20 protein-coding genes are annotated in these 16,608 nt (G+C 59.1%); 9 read left to right on the forward strand and 11 right to left on the reverse strand.

The features are described 5' to 3' along the window. Positions 1-53 precede the first annotated feature (53 nt). From ABH912_RS24900 to ABH912_RS24920, 5 genes are all read right to left on the reverse strand, one after another. Positions 54-452: an HvfA family oxazolone/thioamide-modified RiPP metallophore gene (locus tag ABH912_RS24900; RefSeq protein WP_429511879.1), complete on the reverse strand. Its 399-nt coding sequence runs from the start codon at positions 450-452 to the stop codon at positions 54-56. A gap of 258 nt (positions 453-710) precedes the next feature. Then, positions 711-2,009: an NAD(P)/FAD-dependent oxidoreductase gene (locus ABH912_RS24905; protein WP_033054320.1), complete on the reverse strand. Its 1,299-nt coding sequence runs from the start codon at positions 2,007-2,009 to the stop codon at positions 711-713. 60 nt (positions 2,010-2,069) lie between these two features. Further along, positions 2,070-2,243, reverse strand: coding sequence for a DUF3094 domain-containing protein (locus tag ABH912_RS24910; RefSeq protein WP_008154890.1), 174 nt, complete (start codon positions 2,241-2,243; stop codon positions 2,070-2,072). A 54-nt stretch (positions 2,244-2,297) separates the two neighbouring features. Then, positions 2,298-2,825, reverse strand: a complete 528-nt coding sequence (locus ABH912_RS24915; RefSeq protein WP_429511880.1) for an MOSC domain-containing protein — start codon at positions 2,823-2,825, stop codon at positions 2,298-2,300. Continuing rightward, entirely contained in the window at positions 2,822-3,448 is a 627-nt protein-coding gene (locus ABH912_RS24920) for a DUF1780 domain-containing protein (protein ID WP_008154887.1), read from the reverse strand. The genes ABH912_RS24915 and ABH912_RS24920 overlap by 4 nt, the downstream gene beginning before the upstream one ends. Before the next feature lie 252 nt (positions 3,449-3,700). Between ABH912_RS24920 and ABH912_RS24925 the strand changes: the two genes are divergently transcribed. From ABH912_RS24925 to ABH912_RS24940, 4 genes are all read left to right on the forward strand, one after another. Continuing rightward, positions 3,701-5,068 (forward strand): aromatic acid/H+ symport family MFS transporter, encoded by a 1,368-nt coding sequence (locus ABH912_RS24925; RefSeq protein WP_429511881.1) that lies wholly within the window; start codon positions 3,701-3,703, stop codon positions 5,066-5,068. Beyond that, the gene (locus ABH912_RS24930; RefSeq protein WP_429511882.1) at positions 5,065-6,282 is read left to right on the forward strand and encodes a benzoate/H(+) symporter BenE family transporter; all 1,218 of its coding nucleotides are present in this window, start codon (positions 5,065-5,067) and stop codon (positions 6,280-6,282) included. The genes ABH912_RS24925 and ABH912_RS24930 overlap by 4 nt, the downstream gene beginning before the upstream one ends. A 20-nt stretch (positions 6,283-6,302) precedes the next feature. Then, a complete protein-coding gene (locus ABH912_RS24935; RefSeq protein ID WP_429511883.1) occupies positions 6,303-7,571 on the forward strand; it encodes an OprD family porin in 1,269 nt (422 codons plus the stop codon). Between the two features lie 194 nt (positions 7,572-7,765). Next, positions 7,766-8,215: a methyl-accepting chemotaxis protein gene (locus tag ABH912_RS24940; protein WP_429513156.1), complete on the forward strand. Its 450-nt coding sequence runs from the start codon at positions 7,766-7,768 to the stop codon at positions 8,213-8,215. Positions 8,216-8,233: 18 nt separating this feature from the next. Here the strand turns inward: ABH912_RS24940 and ABH912_RS24945 are convergent, their stop codons facing one another. Next, the gene (locus ABH912_RS24945; RefSeq protein ID WP_033054329.1) at positions 8,234-8,476 is read right to left on the reverse strand and encodes a DUF2790 domain-containing protein; all 243 of its coding nucleotides are present in this window, start codon (positions 8,474-8,476) and stop codon (positions 8,234-8,236) included. A 121-nt stretch (positions 8,477-8,597) separates the two neighbouring features. Here ABH912_RS24945 and ABH912_RS24950 point away from each other — a divergent pair, with 121 nt between their 5' ends. The 3 genes from ABH912_RS24950 to ABH912_RS24960 all read left to right on the forward strand — a co-directional run bounded on the left by ABH912_RS24950 (position 8,598) and on the right by ABH912_RS24960 (position 10,575). Next, positions 8,598-9,530, forward strand: coding sequence for a LysR family transcriptional regulator (locus tag ABH912_RS24950; protein ID WP_429511884.1), 933 nt, complete (start codon positions 8,598-8,600; stop codon positions 9,528-9,530). Between the two features lie 76 nt (positions 9,531-9,606). Then, positions 9,607-10,296 (forward strand): energy-coupling factor ABC transporter permease, encoded by a 690-nt coding sequence (locus ABH912_RS24955; RefSeq protein ID WP_429511885.1) that lies wholly within the window; start codon positions 9,607-9,609, stop codon positions 10,294-10,296. A 63-nt stretch (positions 10,297-10,359) separates the two neighbouring features. Beyond that, the gene (locus tag ABH912_RS24960; protein ID WP_429511886.1) at positions 10,360-10,575 is read left to right on the forward strand and encodes a hypothetical protein; all 216 of its coding nucleotides are present in this window, start codon (positions 10,360-10,362) and stop codon (positions 10,573-10,575) included. Positions 10,576-10,578: 3 nt separating this feature from the next. Here ABH912_RS24960 and yacG read toward each other — a convergent pair whose 3' ends face one another. From yacG to pilB, 5 genes are read right to left on the reverse strand one after another with little or no spacing between them, the layout of a single operon-like run. After that, positions 10,579-10,779, reverse strand: coding sequence for a DNA gyrase inhibitor YacG (yacG, locus tag ABH912_RS24965; protein WP_008153323.1), 201 nt, complete (start codon positions 10,777-10,779; stop codon positions 10,579-10,581). Beyond that, positions 10,776-11,399: a dephospho-CoA kinase gene (gene coaE, locus ABH912_RS24970; protein ID WP_429511887.1), complete on the reverse strand. Its 624-nt coding sequence runs from the start codon at positions 11,397-11,399 to the stop codon at positions 10,776-10,778. The genes yacG and coaE overlap by 4 nt, the downstream gene beginning before the upstream one ends. Beyond that, complete coding sequence (locus ABH912_RS24975; RefSeq protein ID WP_429511888.1) at positions 11,396-12,268, reverse strand: prepilin peptidase; 873 nt, start codon at positions 12,266-12,268, stop codon at positions 11,396-11,398. Before ABH912_RS24975 ends, coaE begins: the two co-directional genes overlap by 4 nt. A gap of 1 nt (position 12,269) precedes the next feature. Next, positions 12,270-13,487 (reverse strand): type II secretion system F family protein, encoded by a 1,218-nt coding sequence (locus tag ABH912_RS24980; protein WP_033054338.1) that lies wholly within the window; start codon positions 13,485-13,487, stop codon positions 12,270-12,272. 2 nt (positions 13,488-13,489) lie between these two features. Continuing rightward, the gene (pilB, locus tag ABH912_RS24985) at positions 13,490-15,190 is read right to left on the reverse strand and encodes a type IV-A pilus assembly ATPase PilB (RefSeq protein WP_429511889.1); all 1,701 of its coding nucleotides are present in this window, start codon (positions 15,188-15,190) and stop codon (positions 13,490-13,492) included. Between the two features lie 226 nt (positions 15,191-15,416). Between pilB and ABH912_RS24990 the strand changes: the two genes are divergently transcribed. Both ABH912_RS24990 and ABH912_RS24995 read left to right on the forward strand, forming a co-directional pair. Then, a complete protein-coding gene (locus tag ABH912_RS24990) occupies positions 15,417-15,824 on the forward strand; it encodes a pilin (protein WP_429511890.1) in 408 nt (135 codons plus the stop codon). Positions 15,825-16,137: 313 nt separating this feature from the next. After that, positions 16,138-16,494 carry a BON domain-containing protein gene (locus tag ABH912_RS24995; RefSeq protein WP_008153317.1) on the forward strand — a complete coding sequence of 119 codons (357 nt, stop codon included), beginning with the start codon at positions 16,138-16,140 and terminating at the stop codon, positions 16,492-16,494. Positions 16,495-16,608 lie beyond the last annotated feature (114 nt).

Below are 16,608 nucleotides of genomic sequence, written 5' to 3' on the forward strand. Positions count from 1 at the left end.
GACGCAAAAAAGCCGCGCTTCTCGAAGGAAAGCGCGGCGTGGTTCTTGGAAGCTTAGGCGCCGTCTTGGTCTTTCAAGTGCTCGAACAGGCCTTTTGGCATTTTCTTGCCATTGGCTTCGTAGTTGGCCTTCACGTTGTCGAAAGCCTCTTGCTCGTCGATGAAGCCGTCATGGTTGGTGTCGATCTTGTCGAAATTGGACTTCGGCGCGACTTTCTGGAATTCGGCACGGGATACCTTGCCGTCGCCATCGGTGTCGGTTTTTGCCATCGACGCATCGCCACACTTGCCTTCGCCACATTTGCCTTCAGGGGTCTTCACCACCTGTTCGGCCGAGGCCAGCAGGTAACCCTGAGTCAGAGATTGCGAGGCGAACACAGCGCCGGACAACATCATGCCACCGGCCAAAACAGCGCCGAGCAAACCGATAGTGTTTTTGGTGGTACGGGACATTTCGATACTCCTGGGTTGCACGACACAACCGTTCGATAAAGGACGCCACGTAAGTGCGGCGATAACCGTAGCTGGCGGGGTGCCTTGCTCGGGTGTGGCCATTTAGCGGGCGTGGTGTATCGCTACTGTGTCGCGCAAGGGGGAGTTTGTAAGCGAAGGGGTGTAATCGGGGGGAGAGATACAGTGAGACACAGATCTCCAAATCAATGGAGACCGACTGTAGGAGTGAGCCGGCCCGCTCCTACAGTTGGATTGTGGCTAGTGCAGCTTCAGCCGCGGCTCAGTCCCGCGCCCGATCTTGCTGCCCAACATCAGCATCGCCGTGCGAAACGCGCCATACAGCGCCATCTGGTGCATGCGATACAGCGACACGTAAAACATCCGCGCCAGCCAGCCTTCAAGCATCACGCTGCCGGTGAGGTTGCCCATCAAGTTACCCACAGCCGAAAAACGCGACAGCGAGATCAGCGAGCCGTAGTCGGTGTACTTGTACGCAGGCAGAGGCTTGCCTTCGATCCGCAGTTTCAGCGATTTGGCCAGCAACGAAGCTTGCTGATGCGCAGCCTGGGCGCGCGGCGGCACATTGCGATCGGTGCCCGGTTGCGGGCAGGCCGCACAGTCACCGAAGGCGAAGATGTTCTCGTCGCGGGTGGTTTGCAGGGTCGGCAGCACTTGCAGCTGATTGATCCGGTTGGTCTCCAGGCCGTCGATGTCCTTGAGGAAGCCCGGTGCACGAATCCCGGCGGCCCAGACTTTCAGGCTGGCGTTGATGACTTTGCCATCGACGGTAATCAGGCTGTCGGCCGTCACTTCACTGACGGCGGCATTGGTCATGACGTTGACCCCGAGTTTCTCCAGGGTTTTATGCACAGGCCCGCCGATACGCTCCGGCAGGGCGGGCAGCACCCGTGGCCCGGCTTCGATCAGCGTGATGTGCATGTTTTCCGGTTTGATCCGGTCAAGACCATAGGCGGCCAACTCATGCGCGGCGTTGTGCAGTTCGGCAGCCAGTTCGACCCCGGTGGCACCGGCGCCGACGATGGCGACGCTGATCTGCTCGACCTTGTCGGTCTGCCCGGCATGGGCGCGCAGGTAGTGGTTGAGCAATTGCTGGTGGAAGCGCTCGGCCTGTTTGCGGGTGTCGAGGAACAGGCAGTGTTGCGCCGCGCCCTGAGTCCCGAAATCGTTGGTGGTGCTGCCGACCGAGATCACCAGCGAGTCGTAACCCACTTCGCGCGCCGGGACCAGTTCCACGCCGGCTTCGTCGTAGGTGGCGGCCAGCTGGATTTTCTTCTGTGCGCGATCAAGCCCGCTCATGCGCCCCAGCTGGAACTCGAAGTGGTTCCATTTCGCCTGGGCAACATAGTTGAGTTCGTCTTCGGAAGAGTTCAGGGAACCTGCCGCCACTTCGTGCAACAGCGGTTTCCAGATGTGAGTCAGGTTCGCGTCGACCAGCATCACACTGGCCGTGCCGCGCTTGCCCAGAGTCTTACCCAGACGGGTAGCCAACTCCAGACCGCCGGCGCCGCCGCCAACGATGACAATACGATGAGTCATGGGGATATCTCGCAAGGCTAAAAGAAATCGGTGCAATTACCCTCGCGAGCGCAATGCTGCTCATAGCGTCAGGTAACTGATAAGTCGGCTCAACAGGCCTAAACCAATGGTCACTGCCAACACCACCACCAGGAGCATCCACGGCCGGAAAGGCCGGCGCTCGACTTGGTGCTGGGACAGTTGCAGGTACTCTTCGACATGCTTTTGGTCGTCGGGGTTCAGGCGGCTGGTCATATTGGGCCTCGTCAGGGGTAGACGTTGCTGAATGTGTAGAAGCTACAGCAGGTTTTAGCCCACATTGAACGGAGCATAGCCGCTGGCGGGAATGGGCTCGACGCTCACCGTATCGTCCAGGCGAATGATTCCACTTTGTAACACTCGGGCAGTGATTCCGCCATGTCCGCGAACGGCCTGAAAGGTCCCGGGGCCGAGGTTGTTCTCGAGGCGGGCGCAGGGTTGGCACCAACCGGTGGTTTCGAAAATCGCCTGGCCGATCCTGAAGCGCCGACCCTTGAGACTGAAGAGATTGATGCCGCTGACGACGATGTTGCGCCGCAGATCATGGGGCAACACCGGTTGATCCGCCGGGCGGCCCATCAGCGAACTGATCACTGCCAGATGCTCCCACTGAATCAGCGTCACCTGCCGCGCATTGCGTACGCCGGGACGCGCGTGATCACCGGTTAAACCGGCTTCAAGTCGCGCCTCGACGGCATCGAGTTCGATCATCTGAGAACGTGATAGCGGCCGCACGCCGATCCAGCGAACGCGACCCGTTTGCGGCACTACGGCAATCAGCTCCTGCAATGGACTCACAGGCTGATCCCGACGTCGAAAACAATGCTGCGACCCAGGTTGCTGCGCAGGAAATCCGGTGCATCCGGGTGCGCGAACAGCACACGGGCGAAGGTCGGACCGACCAGCGACAACGAGCGCCAGCCCTGGCGCAAGTATTCGGTCGGCGGCGGGAAATGGCTGTTGAGGTCCAGCACTTCGCGCTTGAGGCTGGCGAAGGCGATGATGTCCAGTTCGCCCAGGTCCATGCCGCGCTCTTTGTAGTTATGGGCTTTTTTGCGCAAGGTCGGCGCCAGTCTCAGCAAGAATTCATTGGCCGGGATGCGCCGGGGCTTGGCCTCGCGGCGCACCAGTGAACTCAGGGAAAACGCGCTGCGCCGGCGTTGCAGCTCATCGCGCCATTCGTCGTTGAGGCGTCGGCCTTCATCGAGCACGAAAAACACTTCGAAACTGGCGTCACGAAACAGCACGTCCGGCGGCTCCCCGGCCGGGGCGAATTCGTCGGCGCGATAGGGAATGTTCAGGCCTTGCAGCAGGCGCTGACAGACCCAACGCTCACGCTCCCATTTGCGGGCATTGGACAGGAACGCGTTGGCTTGCTCGGCCGCAATGGTCAGCAGGCGTAAATAATCTGAGTCATCCATAAGCCCAAGCTTAGCGTTCAAATGCGATCGCAAAGAAGACAGTTTATCGGAGAGGGTCAGATAGGCCGGATCTGCGACGCGTCATGCCCATAACAATCCACATCCCGCGCCCGGTTCAGGGCCTTGCACAAAACGGATAGCGATCTGCGCAAAGCGGATATTGCCACGTGCCTGGCGCCTCTACCCTCGGCTGTACGGACGTTAGCCGCGTTACCGACGCTCTTAAAAAAACAACAACAAGAGATAAATGCCATGCGCAAGATCGACGTACATGAGGTTATCGACAACGCACGATTCAACCGCTTTCACTGGATGGTGCTGTTCTGGTGTGCCCTGATCATCATCTTCGACGGTTACGATTTGGTGATCTACGGCGTGGTGCTGCCGATGCTGATGAAAGAGTGGGGGCTCAGTCCCCTGCAAGCGGGCGCACTGGGCAGTTATGCGCTGTTCGGGATGATGTTCGGCGCGCTGTTCTTCGGCCCGCTGTCCGACAAGATCGGACGCAAAAAAGCCATCACGATCTGCGTGATGCTGTTCAGCGGTTTTACCGTGCTCAATGGTTTTGCCCGCAACCCCACCGAGTTTGGCCTCTGCCGATTCATTGCCGGGCTTGGCATTGGCGGGGTGATGCCCAACGTCGTGGCGCTGATGAACGAGTACGCGCCGAAGAAAATCCGCAGCACGCTGGTGGCGATCATGTTCAGCGGCTATTCGGTGGGCGGCATGCTCTCGGCGGGGCTCGGTATTGTGCTGATCCCGAGTTTTGGCTGGCAAGCGGTGTTTTACGTGGCGGTGCTGCCGTTGCTGTTGTTGCCGTTGATCATGTACTTCCTGCCCGAGTCGGTGGGTTTCATGCTGCGTCAGGGACGCAATGAAGAGGCACGCAACGTTCTGGAACGGATTGATCCGGCTTACGTCGCGCAAACCAGCGATCAGCTGCACATGAGCGAAGTGAAGGGCACCGGCACCCCGGTGTTGCAACTGTTTCGCGAAGGTCGTGCGCTGCGCACGCTGATGTTGTGGCTGGCGTTTTTCTGCTGCTTGCTGATGGTCTACGCCTTGAGTTCCTGGCTGCCGAAACTGATGGCCAACGCGGGTTATAGCCTGGGCTCGAGTCTGTCGTTCCTGCTGGTGCTCAACTTCGGCGCCATTTTCGGCGCGGTCGGCGGCGGCGTGTTGGGTGACAAACTCAACCTGCCGCGGGTGTTGGCGGTGTTCTTCGCCGTGGCGGCGGTATCGATCACCTTGCTGGGTTTCAACAGCCCGATGCCTCTGTTGTACCTGCTGATCGCCATCGCCGGCGCCACCACCATCGGCTCGCAGATTCTGTTGTACGCCTGCGCCGCGCAGTTCTACTCGATGACCATTCGCTCCACCGGTTTGGGCTGGGCGTCGGGCATCGGGCGCAATGGTGCCATTGTCGGACCGCTGCTGGGCGGTGCGTTACTCGGGATCAGCCTGCCGCTGCAACTGAACTTCATGGCCTTTGCCTTGCCCGGTGCGGTGGCCGCGATTGCCATGACCGTGTTTGCCATCAGCAGTCGGCGCAGTGCTAAACAAGCGCTGTCGAGCCTGCGCCACGGTTCGCTCGACGGGTCTGTTGGCGACGTTTCATGAGAGCGTTATTCCGGGACTTTTCCCTGTCTGCGGCAGTCGCCGGATTTATCGCCACGGTGATTTCCTACGCAGGCCCGTTGGTGATCATCTTTCAGGCCGCCGAGACCGCGCACCTCTCGCGGGAGGTGCTGGCTTCCTGGGTCTGGGCGATTTCCATCGGCAGCGCCGTGCTCGGCATCGGTCTGAGCCTGCGTTACCGCGTCCCGGTGATCATCGCGTGGTCGGCGCCGGGTTCGGCGTTGCTGGTGGCGCTGTTGCCGGGAATCTCCATGTCAGAGGCGGTGGGTGCTTACCTGGTCAGCAGCCTGATTATCTTTCTGGTCGGGGTCTCGGGGGCGTTTGACCGGATCATCGGCAAACTGCCGGCGGCGATTGCGGCAGCGATGCTGGCGGGGATTCTGTTCAGCTTCGGCACCGGCTTATTCGTCTCGTTGCAGGGCAAGCCGTTGCTGGTGCTGGCGATGTTCGCCACGTACCTGATCTGCAAACGGCTGATGCCGCGGTATGCAGTGTTGATGGTGCTGCTGGTGGGCTGCTCGATGGCGTTTCTCGCCGGTGATTTGCACCGCGAAGCGTTGGTGATCGGGTTGGCCACGCCGGTGTGGATCACGCCCGCGTTCAGCCTGAGCGCGACCCTGAATATCGCCTTGCCGCTGGTGATGGTGGCGCTGACCGGCCAGTTCGTTCCCGGCATGGCGGTGCTGCGCGCCAGCGGTTACGCAACGCCGGCCGGCCCGATCATCGCCAGCAGTGCGGTGGGCACCGCGCTGTTGGCGCCGTTTGGTTGCCATGGGCTGAATCTGGCGGCCATCACCGCGGCGATTTGTACCGGGCGCGAGGCCCATGAGGATCCCGGCAAACGCTATGTGGCCGGGGTGGTGGGCGGGCTGTGTTACCTGGTGCTGGGGATCTTCGGCGCCACCCTGGTTTCACTGTTTTCCGCGTTCCCCAAAGAACTGATCGCCGCCTTGGCCGGGCTGGCGCTGTTCGCCGCGATTGCCGGGGCGTTGGCCGGCGCAATGGCCGTGCCGAGTGATCGCGAAGCCGCGTTGGTGACCTTTCTGACCACCGCGTCGGGCATGTCGTTGTTGGGTTTGTCCGCCGCTTTTTGGGGGCTGATTTTCGGCATGGTCACCCACGTGTTGTTAAACGCTCGTCGTCCTGTTCCCCGCCGCGAATCCGCTGCGGCTGAAGCACTTCAACCTGTCGATTAATAAAAATAAGAGAAAAAACGATGAAACAGATTCTTTCAACAACCGGTTCAGTGTTGTCCATGGCGATCGTCTCGAGTTTCTCCGCCGGTGCGATGGCGGCCGAGAGTGGCTTCATCGAAGACACCACTGCCACCCTGCAAGCGCGCAATTACTACTTCAGCCGGGACTTTTCCGACATCGTCGGAGCCAACCAACAATCGAAGGCTGAAGAGTGGGCGCAGGGCTTCATCCTCAACGTCAAATCCGGTTACACCCAGGGGCCCGTCGGTTTTGGTGTGGATGTCATTGGCCTGCTCGGCCTCAAACTCGATAGCAGCCCGGACCGGGTCAATACCGGTTTGCTGCCGGTGCAGGGTGACGGGCGCGCGGCGGATGAGTACAGCCGCCTGGAGGGCGCGTTGAAGGTGCGTTTCTCCAAAACCGAACTGAAAGTGGGTGAGCTGCAACCCAACTTGCCAGTGCTGGCCTTCAGCGATATCCGTTTGCTGCCGCCCAGCTATCAGGGCGCGAGCATCAGCTCGAACGAGATCAATGGCCTGACGTTGCAAGGTGGTCACTTGAACTCGACCAGCCTGCGCAACGAGGCGGGTGACGAAAAGATGCAAGCCATGCTCGGTCACGTACCGCAGCGTCAGGTCAGCAGCGATGGCTTCAACTTTGCTGGCGCCGATTACGCTTTCAACGATAAACGCAGCTCGGTCAGTGCCTGGTTCGGGCAACTGGAAGATATCTACAACCAGCGTTTTCTCGGCCTCAAGCACAGCGAGCCACTCGGTAACTGGATCCTGGGCGCCAACCTCGGGTATTACGATTCGCGCGAAGACGGCAAGAAGCTGCTGGGCAACATCGACAACCAGGCGTTCTTCTCCTTGCTGTCGGCCAAGCGTGGCGGCCACACCTTCTATGTCGGTTATCAGGGCATGTTCGGCGACAGCGCCTTCCCGCGAGTGTTTGCGAACATCAGCCCACTGGGTAACGAGGTGCCGACCTACGAGTTCGCCTTCACCGACGAGCGCTCCTGGCAGGCGCGTTACGACTACGATTTCGCCGCCCTCGGCGTGCCGGGGCTGACCAGCACCGTGCGCTACATCACCGGCAACAATGTCGATACCGGCAAAGGGTTCGAGGGCAAAGACCGCGAGCGTGATCTGGACATCGGCTATGTGCTGCAGAGCGGTAGCCTCAAAGGCCTCGGGATTCGTGTGCGCAACGCGATGGCCCGTTCCAACTACCGCAGTGACATCGACGAAAACCGCTTGATCCTCAGCTACACATGGACGCTGCTATGACCCCTGAAAAAGAACAGCTATCGCACAAAAACGGCTTGCAGGTCACGCTGGAGCAATTGACCGAGTCCGTGCTGCAAACCGAGGAAGACATGCGCTTTGCCAATCAACTGGCGCGCACGGCAGGTGAACGGGTGAAGGCGAGTGCGTTGAGCATGCAGTCTTCGGCCAGTGTGCTGGAAGATCTGAACCTCTATATGCAGCGTCTGGATCAAGTGTTCGACGAGCTCGGCAGTCAGTCGATGCGCATCGGCGCGATTGTCGGCAGCATCCAGGCCATTTCCCGTCAGACCAACCTGTTGGCGTTGAATGCAGCCATTGAGGCGGCGAGGGCGGGCAGCCATGGCCGAGGGTTTGCGGTGGTGGCCGATGAGGTGCGCAATCTCTCGCGTCAGGCAGCGGACTCCAGTGCGCAGATCCGGCAAATCGCTACGGGGCTGGAACAGTCCGCTGAACAGGCACGCCAAGGTCTTCAGCAGTTGTCCGGCTCTACACGTCTGGGACTGGAAAAGGCCGGAGTGGCCTTGCACTCGATGGGCGAACTGCAAAACGGTGCGGTGGCCAGGGTGGAGGTGGTCGAACGCATCATGGCGCGCTTGGCCGGCTTGCATGATCTGGCCTTGCAGGCGAAACGAATGATCGTGTGAGTCATGCAACGCCAGTGATTACAGGTTGCTCGTGCAATCACCCATGACCTCGTACGTCACGCGATGGGTCTGGCCTTGATGATCGACATACTCCATGGTCGCCGGCACAACCCCGCAGGCGGTCGCGGTGTTCGACACGGAAACCACTTCGGCGATGTCCAGCGGCTGTGCCGGGTTGTACGAGGTAGCGGCGGGCTCGTTGCCGGCGGCCATGGCCGAGGTGGCGACAACGGTCAGAAACAGGCTGATCAGGGTTTTCATTTTTCCGTGCTCCGTGTTGATTCCGATACCTGAATTCTAGTCTTCGCCCACCACCGATAAAGGGGCCAGCGCCTGATGCAGCCTTACATGAAACGTAACAGTCACCGCCCGTGGAGGGCTTATGGATCTGCTCAATAACTTGCGGGTGTTCGTCCGCGTGGTGGACTGCGCAAGTTTTACCGCCGCCGCCGATGCGCTGGACCTGTCGACCGCGCAAGTGTCGCGACTGGTGGCCGATCTGGAGCAGCATGTGCAAGCGCGTTTGCTACAACGCACCACGCGGCGATTGAGCCTGACCGAGGCCGGTGAACGCTTTTTGGTGCGCAGTCGGCAAATACTCGAAGAAATGGAGGTGGCAACGGCAGAGGCGCGCGGCGCCCATCTCAAACCGAGTGGACGGCTGCGGGTTCACAGCATGAATGGCCTGGGCGTGCTGATCACGCCATTGATCGCCCGTTACAGCGAGCTTTACCCCGATGTGGTGTTCGAGCTGACGCTGTCGCAGCGCAATCCCGATCCGCTGGAGGAAGGGCACGATGTGGTGATTTCGATTGCCCATGAACTGGCCGATTCGCAATTGGTCGCCCATGCGATCGGGCAGATTTACAGCGTGCCCTGCGCCTCCCCGGAGTACCTGCAACGGCATGGCGTGCCGCACACACCGATGGCGCTGAAGGATCATCGGTGCCTGCGCATGCTCGACCCGTTGTACAGCGATGAATGGGTGTTCCGGGACGAAGAGGGCGAGCATGCCGTCAGCCCGGCCAGGACCTTTCAGTGCAACGTCGCCGAGTCGATGGTCAAGGCGTCGGAGGCCGGCATGGGGATCAGCCTGATTCCGTTCTACACCGCGACGCGCTCCTTGAGCGATGGCACCTTGTTGCGCTTGCTGCCGGCCTGGCGCCCTCGTGAACGCAACGTCTATGCGTTGTACCCGTCGCGGCGTTTTCTCGATGCCAAGGTCAGGACCTGGGTGGACTTTCTCAAGGCCGAATTGCCCAAGCTGTTCGCTGAACACGAGTCGGTGATGAACGATCCACGGCATTGGGCCTGAAGTCGAAGGGCGTACGAGGGGCGGTGTAGACTGAGGGCCTGTTCTCTTTCGGCAAGACAAGGGAGTGTGCCCAGCCATGATCGGCGCCGAGTTACTGTCACCTGAAACCCTCACGGCGGGGTGGTTGATCTATGTCCCGGTGCTGATCTGGGCCGTTGCGCGAGCACCGTGGGTCGAACTGTTCAGTGACAGTCGCCGCCAGCATCTGTTGTTCGGCACGGTGTTCGCGCTGTTCATGCTCTGGCTGGTGAGACAAGACTTCGACACCGGCGTGTCCTACCACTTTATCGGCATGACCGCCGTGACCCTGTTGCTCGACTGGCCACTGGCGATTGTCGGCGGGTTGGTCGCCCAAACGGGACTCGTGCTGCTGGGGCGGCAAGATCTGGCGGCGATGGGGGTCAACGGCGCGCTGCTGATTCTGCTGCCGGTGCTGGTCACCGAGTGCTGCGCGATCCTGGTGGAGCGAGCGCAACCGCGTAATCCCTTTGTGTATATCTTCGTGTCCGGTTTTTTTGCAGCGGCGCTGTCGGCGTTGCTGTGCCTGCTGCTGGCGCTGTGGTTGCTGTGGTTCGACGAACGTTTCGCCATGCCGTATTGGCTGGAGGATTTTGTCGGTTATCTGTGGCTGCTGATTTTTCCGGAAGCGTTCATCAACGGCATGGTGGTCAGTGCGCTGGTGGTGTTTTGCCCCGAGTGGCTGGAGACGTTCAATCGCACGCGCTACCTTTCGGCACCCTGGAAAGACGACGATCCCAAATCTTGATCCACATCAAAGGCAAAAAACGCTCACGAATTCATGCTCTGGAAAACCTTCAGGAGCATCGAAATGAGTGTCTACGAATGGGCAAGGCAGGAATTGCGTCACAGTCTGGATGGGGCGCAGGAAGTGGGTTTTGATCCGGGGTTGAGCCTGCGCGCCTTGCTCAGTGCAGTGGTGCAACAGAGCAAGGCGGTGCGCAGCGCCGAAGACCTGGCCGATGAGTTGCGTTTTCTTGCGGAAAACCTCGATGACAGCCAGGACTACGGTTTTATGCGTCCTTGAAGATCAGTGACGCGGCTCGAAGTCTTCGCTGAACAGGTCGTCTTCGGCATCCGGACTGACCGGAATCTTGTGTTCTTCCGAAGCCCATGCCCCGAGGTCGATCAATTTGCAGCGATCCGAGCAGAACGGCCGGTTGACGTTGCTGGCGACCCATTCGACAGGGGCGCCACAGGTTGGGCAATTGACGGTTGGGGTCTGGCTCATGACTGGCCTCCACGCAAAGTAAGGTAAAAGTGATGCAGGCGTTCGACCTCGCTGTGCAGCCAGGCGAGGTCGCGGTCATTGACCACCACATCGTTGGCGTGGCTCACGCGGTCCTGTCGGCTGGACTGGGCCTTGAGGATCGCCTGGACCTGTTGCTCGCTGGTCTGGTCACGCTGCAGGGTGCGTTCGATCTGCAGTTGTTCCGGGGCATCGATCACCAGAACCCGTTGGGTCATGGCGTACTGCCCGGACTCGATCAGCAGCGGCGAAACCAGAATCGCGTAAGGCGATTGTGCCTTGGCCAGGTGATCGGCGATTTCCTTGGCGATCAGCGGATGCAGCAACGCTTCGAGCCAGCGGCGTTCCTCTGGCACTTCGAAGATCAGTTTGCGCAACGCCGCGCGATCCAGTTGCCCGTCGGCTTGCAATACGCCGGGACCGAAGTGTTCGGCGATCCTGGCCAGCGCCGGGCGACCCGGTTCTACGACCCAACGCGCCGCGTGATCGGCGTCCACTACGTGCACGCCCAGGTCGATGAAGTGCTGGGCAGCCGCGCTTTTACCGCTGCCGATGCCACCGGTCAGGCCGAGAATCCAGGGTTTTTCCACAGGGGTATTCATTTCAAACCGACAAACTGCCAATAGAAGTCGGTTATTTGACCACCCCAGAGCAAGGCAATCCAGCCGGCAATTGCCAGAAAGGGTCCGAAGGGGATCGGTGTGGAGGTTTTCGCGTTGCGCAAACGCAGCAAAATCACGCCGACAACGGCGCCCACCATCGACGATAACAGGAGGGTCAGAGGCAGGATCTGCCAGCCCCCCCAGGCGCCGAACATCGCTAACAACTTGAAATCACCGTGGCCCATGCCGTCCTTGCCGGTGATCAGCTTGAACAGCCAGAACACTGACCACAACGCCATATAGCCGGCCACCGCGCCCCACAACGCTTCATGCAAGGACACGAAAAGTCCGAAGCTGTTGACGATCAGCCCCAGCCAAATCAGCGGCAGCACCAGCACATCCGGCAGCAGTTGATGTTCGGCGTCGATCAGGCTCATCGTCAGCAACCCCCAGCTCAGGAGCAGCGCCATGCAGGCCTGCCAGCCGAAACCGAAATGCCAGACAATGAACGCCGAGAGCAGACCGCAAGCCAGTTCGGTCAGCGGGTAGCGTTTGCTGATGGCTGCCGTGCAGTTCGAGCATCGACCCCGTAAAAACAGATAACTGAGCACCGGAATATTTTCCCAGGCGCGGATTCGATGGCCGCACTGTGGGCACTGGGAATGGGGCAGCATCAGGTTGAAGGTCGGCAGCGGTGTTTCGCTCGGCAAGCCCAACACTTCACGAGCCTCCTCACGCCATTCGCGCTCAAGCATTTTTGGCAGGCGCCAGACCACCACGTTGAGAAAGCTGCCAATCAGCAGGCCCACCAACATGGCTGCGATCACGAAGGTCAACGGGGGGAGGGTCGGAATGTCGTTCAAGGGCATGTCAGATCGCTGAGCCGAGTTGGAAGATGGGCAGGTACATCGCAACCACCAGGCCACCGACGATAACACCCAGCACCACCATGATGAACGGCTCCATCAGGCTGGTGAGGTTATCGACCATGTTGTCCACTTCGTCCTCATAGAAGCTCGCGACCTTGTCGAGCATATCGTCCAGTGCGCCGGACTCTTCGCCAATCGCGGTCATCTGGATCGCCATGTTCGGAAAAATGCCGGAGGCGCGCATGGAAAAATTCAGCTGCATGCCCGTAGATACGTCCTGCTTGATGCGCAGCACCGCGCGCTTGAACACGATGTTGCCGGTAGCGCCGGCCACCGAATCCAGGGCTTCCACCAGTGGCACACCTGCCGCAAATGTCGTCGACAGCGTGCGGGCGTAACGGGCCACGGCGGACTTGTACATCAGCGTGCCAATCAGCGGCAGTTTCAGCAGCCAGGCGTCCATTCGGTCCCGAAAGCCTTGCGATGTTTTAAACGCGTGGCGCACACCGAAGATGGTCGCGATCAGCACGCCGAGCATCGCCCACCACCAATTCTGCATGAACTCCGACAGGCCGATGACCATCACCGTGAAGGCTGGCAATTCGGCGCCAAACCCTTTGAACACCGATTCGAACTGCGGCACCACTTTGACCAGCAGAATCCCGGTCACAATGATCGCGACGAACACCACTGCCAGTGGGTAGGTCATGGCTTTCTTGATCTTGGCCTTGAGGCTTTCGCTCTTTTCCTTATAGGTCGCCACTCTCTCCAGCAGGGTATCGAGGGCACCGGCCTGCTCGCCGGCATCGACCAGGTTGCAGTAGAGCTCATCGAAATACTGAGGCTTTTTGCGCAGGGACGCGGCGAAGCTGTTACCCGCCGCGACTTCCTGTTTCACCTCGTCAATCAGTGTGCGCATCGCCGGGTTATCGAAGCCTTCACCGATGATGTCGAAAGACTGCAACAGCGGTACGCCAGCCTTCATCATGGTCGCCATTTGCCGGGTGAACAGGGCGATGTCCTGAGCCTTGATGCGCTTGCCCATGTTGAAAATCGAGGTGGACTTCTTGCGTACCTTGCCGGGGTTGATGCCCTGCTTGCGCAACTGGGCCTTGATCAACGCCGGGTTCTGACCGCTCAACTCGCCCGTTATTTTGGTGCCTTTGCGGTCTGTACCCTCCCAGGTGTAGACGCTGATTTTTACTGCTTTGACCGCCATATTCAGTCCTTGGTGACCCGGTTGATTTCTTCAAGGCTGGTGATGCCTTGCATGGCCTTGAGCAGGCCCGACGTACGCAGGTCATTGAAACCGTCCTTACGCATCTGGATGTCGATTTCCAGTGAGTTCCCTTCGGCCATGATCAGCCGTTGCAGGTCCGGGGTATTCTTCACCACTTCATAAATTCCGACTCGGCCTTTGTAACCGTTGTTGCAGTGATCGCAACCGACCGGTTCATAGATCGTGAATGAGCCGATCCGTTCCTCCGGGAAGCCTTCCTTGAGCAGTGCCTCCCGGGGAATCTCGATGGGTTTCTTGCAATGGCTGCATAGCTTGCGCGCCAGGCGCTGGGCGATGATCAGGCTGACCGAGGTAGCAATGTTGAACCCCTGGATGCCCATGTTGTGCAGGCGAGTCAGGGTTTCGGCGGCGCTGTTGGTGTGCAGGGTCGACAGCACCAGGTGCCCGGTCTGGGCTGCCTTGATGGCTATTTCTGCAGTTTCGAGGTCACGGATCTCGCCAACCATGATTACGTCCGGGTCCTGGCGCAGGAACGAGCGCAACGCCTGGGCAAAGCCCAGTCCCTGCTTGGGATTGACGTTGACCTGGTTGATGCCTTCCATATTGATCTCCACCGGGTCTTCGGCGGTGGAGATGTTGATGTCCACGGTGTTGAGGATATTCAGACCGGTGTAGAGCGACACGGTCTTGCCCGACCCGGTGGGGCCTGTCACCAGAATCATCCCCTGTGGCTGCTTGAGGGCGGCCATGTACAGGTCTTTCTGGTCCTGCTCGTAGCCGAGGGCGTCGATGCCCATTTGTGCGCTGGACGGGTCGAGGATCCGGATCACCACTTTCTCGCCCCACAGGGTCGGCAGGGTGTTGACCCGGAAGTCGATGGACTTGCTCTTGGACAGGCGCATCTTGATCCGCCCATCCTGTGGTTTGCGTCGCTCGGAGATGTCGAGGCTGGCCATGACTTTCAGCCGCGAGGCTATGCGGTTGGCCAGTTGAATCGGCGGCTTGGCAACTTCACGCAGCATGCCGTCGGTGCGCATCCGCACGCGGTAGGTTTTTTCGTAGGGCTCGAAATGCAGGTCGGAAGAGCCACTCTTGATCGCGTCGAGCAACATCTTGTGGACGAAGCGCACCACGGGTGCGTCCTCGGCGTCTTGTCCGCCAATGGAATCCTGTTTGTTGTCATCGATCGATTCGATGTCCACACCATCAAGGTCGACATCGGCCATGTCTTCCAGGCCGGTACTTGGGCTGTCGAAGAATTTTTCGATGGCATCAGTAAGTTTGTCGTCTTCAACCAGAATGGCTTCGGTAGTGAGCCCGGTGCTGAACTGGATGTCATTGATGGCCTGGTGATTGGTCGGGTCGGAAACGCCCACGAACAGTTTGTTGCCGCGCCGCCAGAGGGGCAGGGCGTGGTGCTGGCGAATGAGTTTCTCGCTGACCAGACCCTTGGGTTGGGTCTCCTTTTCCAGGCAGTTGAGGTCGAGCAAGGCCATGCCGAAGTGTTCCGAGGCGATCTCGGCGACCTGGCGGCTTTTCACCAGCCTGTTCTGCACCAAATAGCTGACCAGCGGGGTTTTATCACGTTGGGCTTGCTGATACGCCTGTTGCGCGCTTTTGTCAGTGAGCAGCTCGGCCAGGACCAATTGCTTGGCCAGACCGCTAAGGGCGATGTCATTCATTGGGATACCGGACGCAGACAGTTCATGACTTATAGCCTAGTCAAGCGGAGGAACCAAACCAGCGGCGTTCAGGTGACAAAAAGTGTCAGATAGTGCGGATTCTGGGGGTAGGAAACGGCTTTGTGTTGGTCCCTAGTCTCTATAACAGGTGGGCGAAGGGCATGGCATGGACTGTGCTGTGGCTAGTTCAGATCATGAGATTTCGACTCATGCATGGAGCTTGTCTATGAAGACTCAAAAAGGTTTTACGCTTATCGAGCTGTTGATCGTGGTGGCGATCATCGGGATTCTGGCGACGTTTGCCATTCCGGCTTACTCGAAGTATCAGGCGCGGGCGAAGATGACGGCGGGTGCAGCCGAAATTTCGGCGCTCAAAGTGGGTTATGAGGACGCGGTCAACTCGGGTACTGCGGCCCCGGCTGTAGCCACTTTTGCTCCAAATGCCGCCAATTCGCAGAACTGCACGATCACCGCCGTTACTGGTACTACTTCAGGCATTCTTTGCACAGTGAAAAGCCCTCCAGCGGTTATTGCTGGTGCGACTGTGACACTGACTCGAGACCCAGCTAATGGTTGGTCATGCGCCACCAGCGTCGGTGCCGATTTCGCACCAGCAGGTTGCACACACCCGTAATTGGTAACGCGGTTAAAGCGGTTTGAAGTGCCTCTGTCGACAGACAGGGGCATTTTTTTAAGTGCGTATCAGGCTCAAGTACAAAAAACCCGATAATTCATGGCCTTAGGCCCATGCCCAAAACCCGCAACTTGCATGTAGAAAAAATCAAAGTCATGCAATTTGCATGATTCCGAAAATTAACCGTTTTCATAACTTATTGATTTATATAGATTTATTGACTGTCTCAAACTTGGCACAGCGTTCGCACTATCTCCAGTAACCCTGCTGACAAGACACGCAGCAGACTTTATGAAAAACAGGAGTTACTCGTATGAAGAAGTTCGCTATCGCTGCCGCTACTGCTACCGCGCTGACCCTGACCATGGCCAACGCTGCATTTGCACAGACCACCCAAACCACCCAGGCTCCGATGACTCTGGCGGCTGGTGAAGTCACCAAAGCCAAAGAAGCTACTTCCGATACCTGGATCACCACTAAAGTCAAAGCCGACCTGGTGACCGAAAAAGGCATTCCTGGTACCGACATCAAAGTCGAAACCAACAAAGGCGTAGTGTCTCTGTCGTCCACCGTTGCGGTAACTGACGCTCAGAAAGCCACCGCCGTGGCGATCGCCAAGAAAATCAAAGGCGTCCAGGCGGTCTCCGCTGACGGCCTGAAATCCGAGTAAGACAAGGCTTCTCGCCTGGACTGGGAGAAGGCGCGACAGACGGGCCGAGCAATACGTCTGCCGCCTCAGGAGAGTTCATGCGAAGGCCATAAGGATGTGGCCATTACAGGCCCC

Origin of the sequence: Pseudomonas sp. BT76 TE3572 (genome assembly GCF_050435365.1) — a bacterium.
GTDB classification, from domain to species: Bacteria; Pseudomonadota; Gammaproteobacteria; order Pseudomonadales; family Pseudomonadaceae; genus Aquipseudomonas; species Aquipseudomonas fluorescens_W.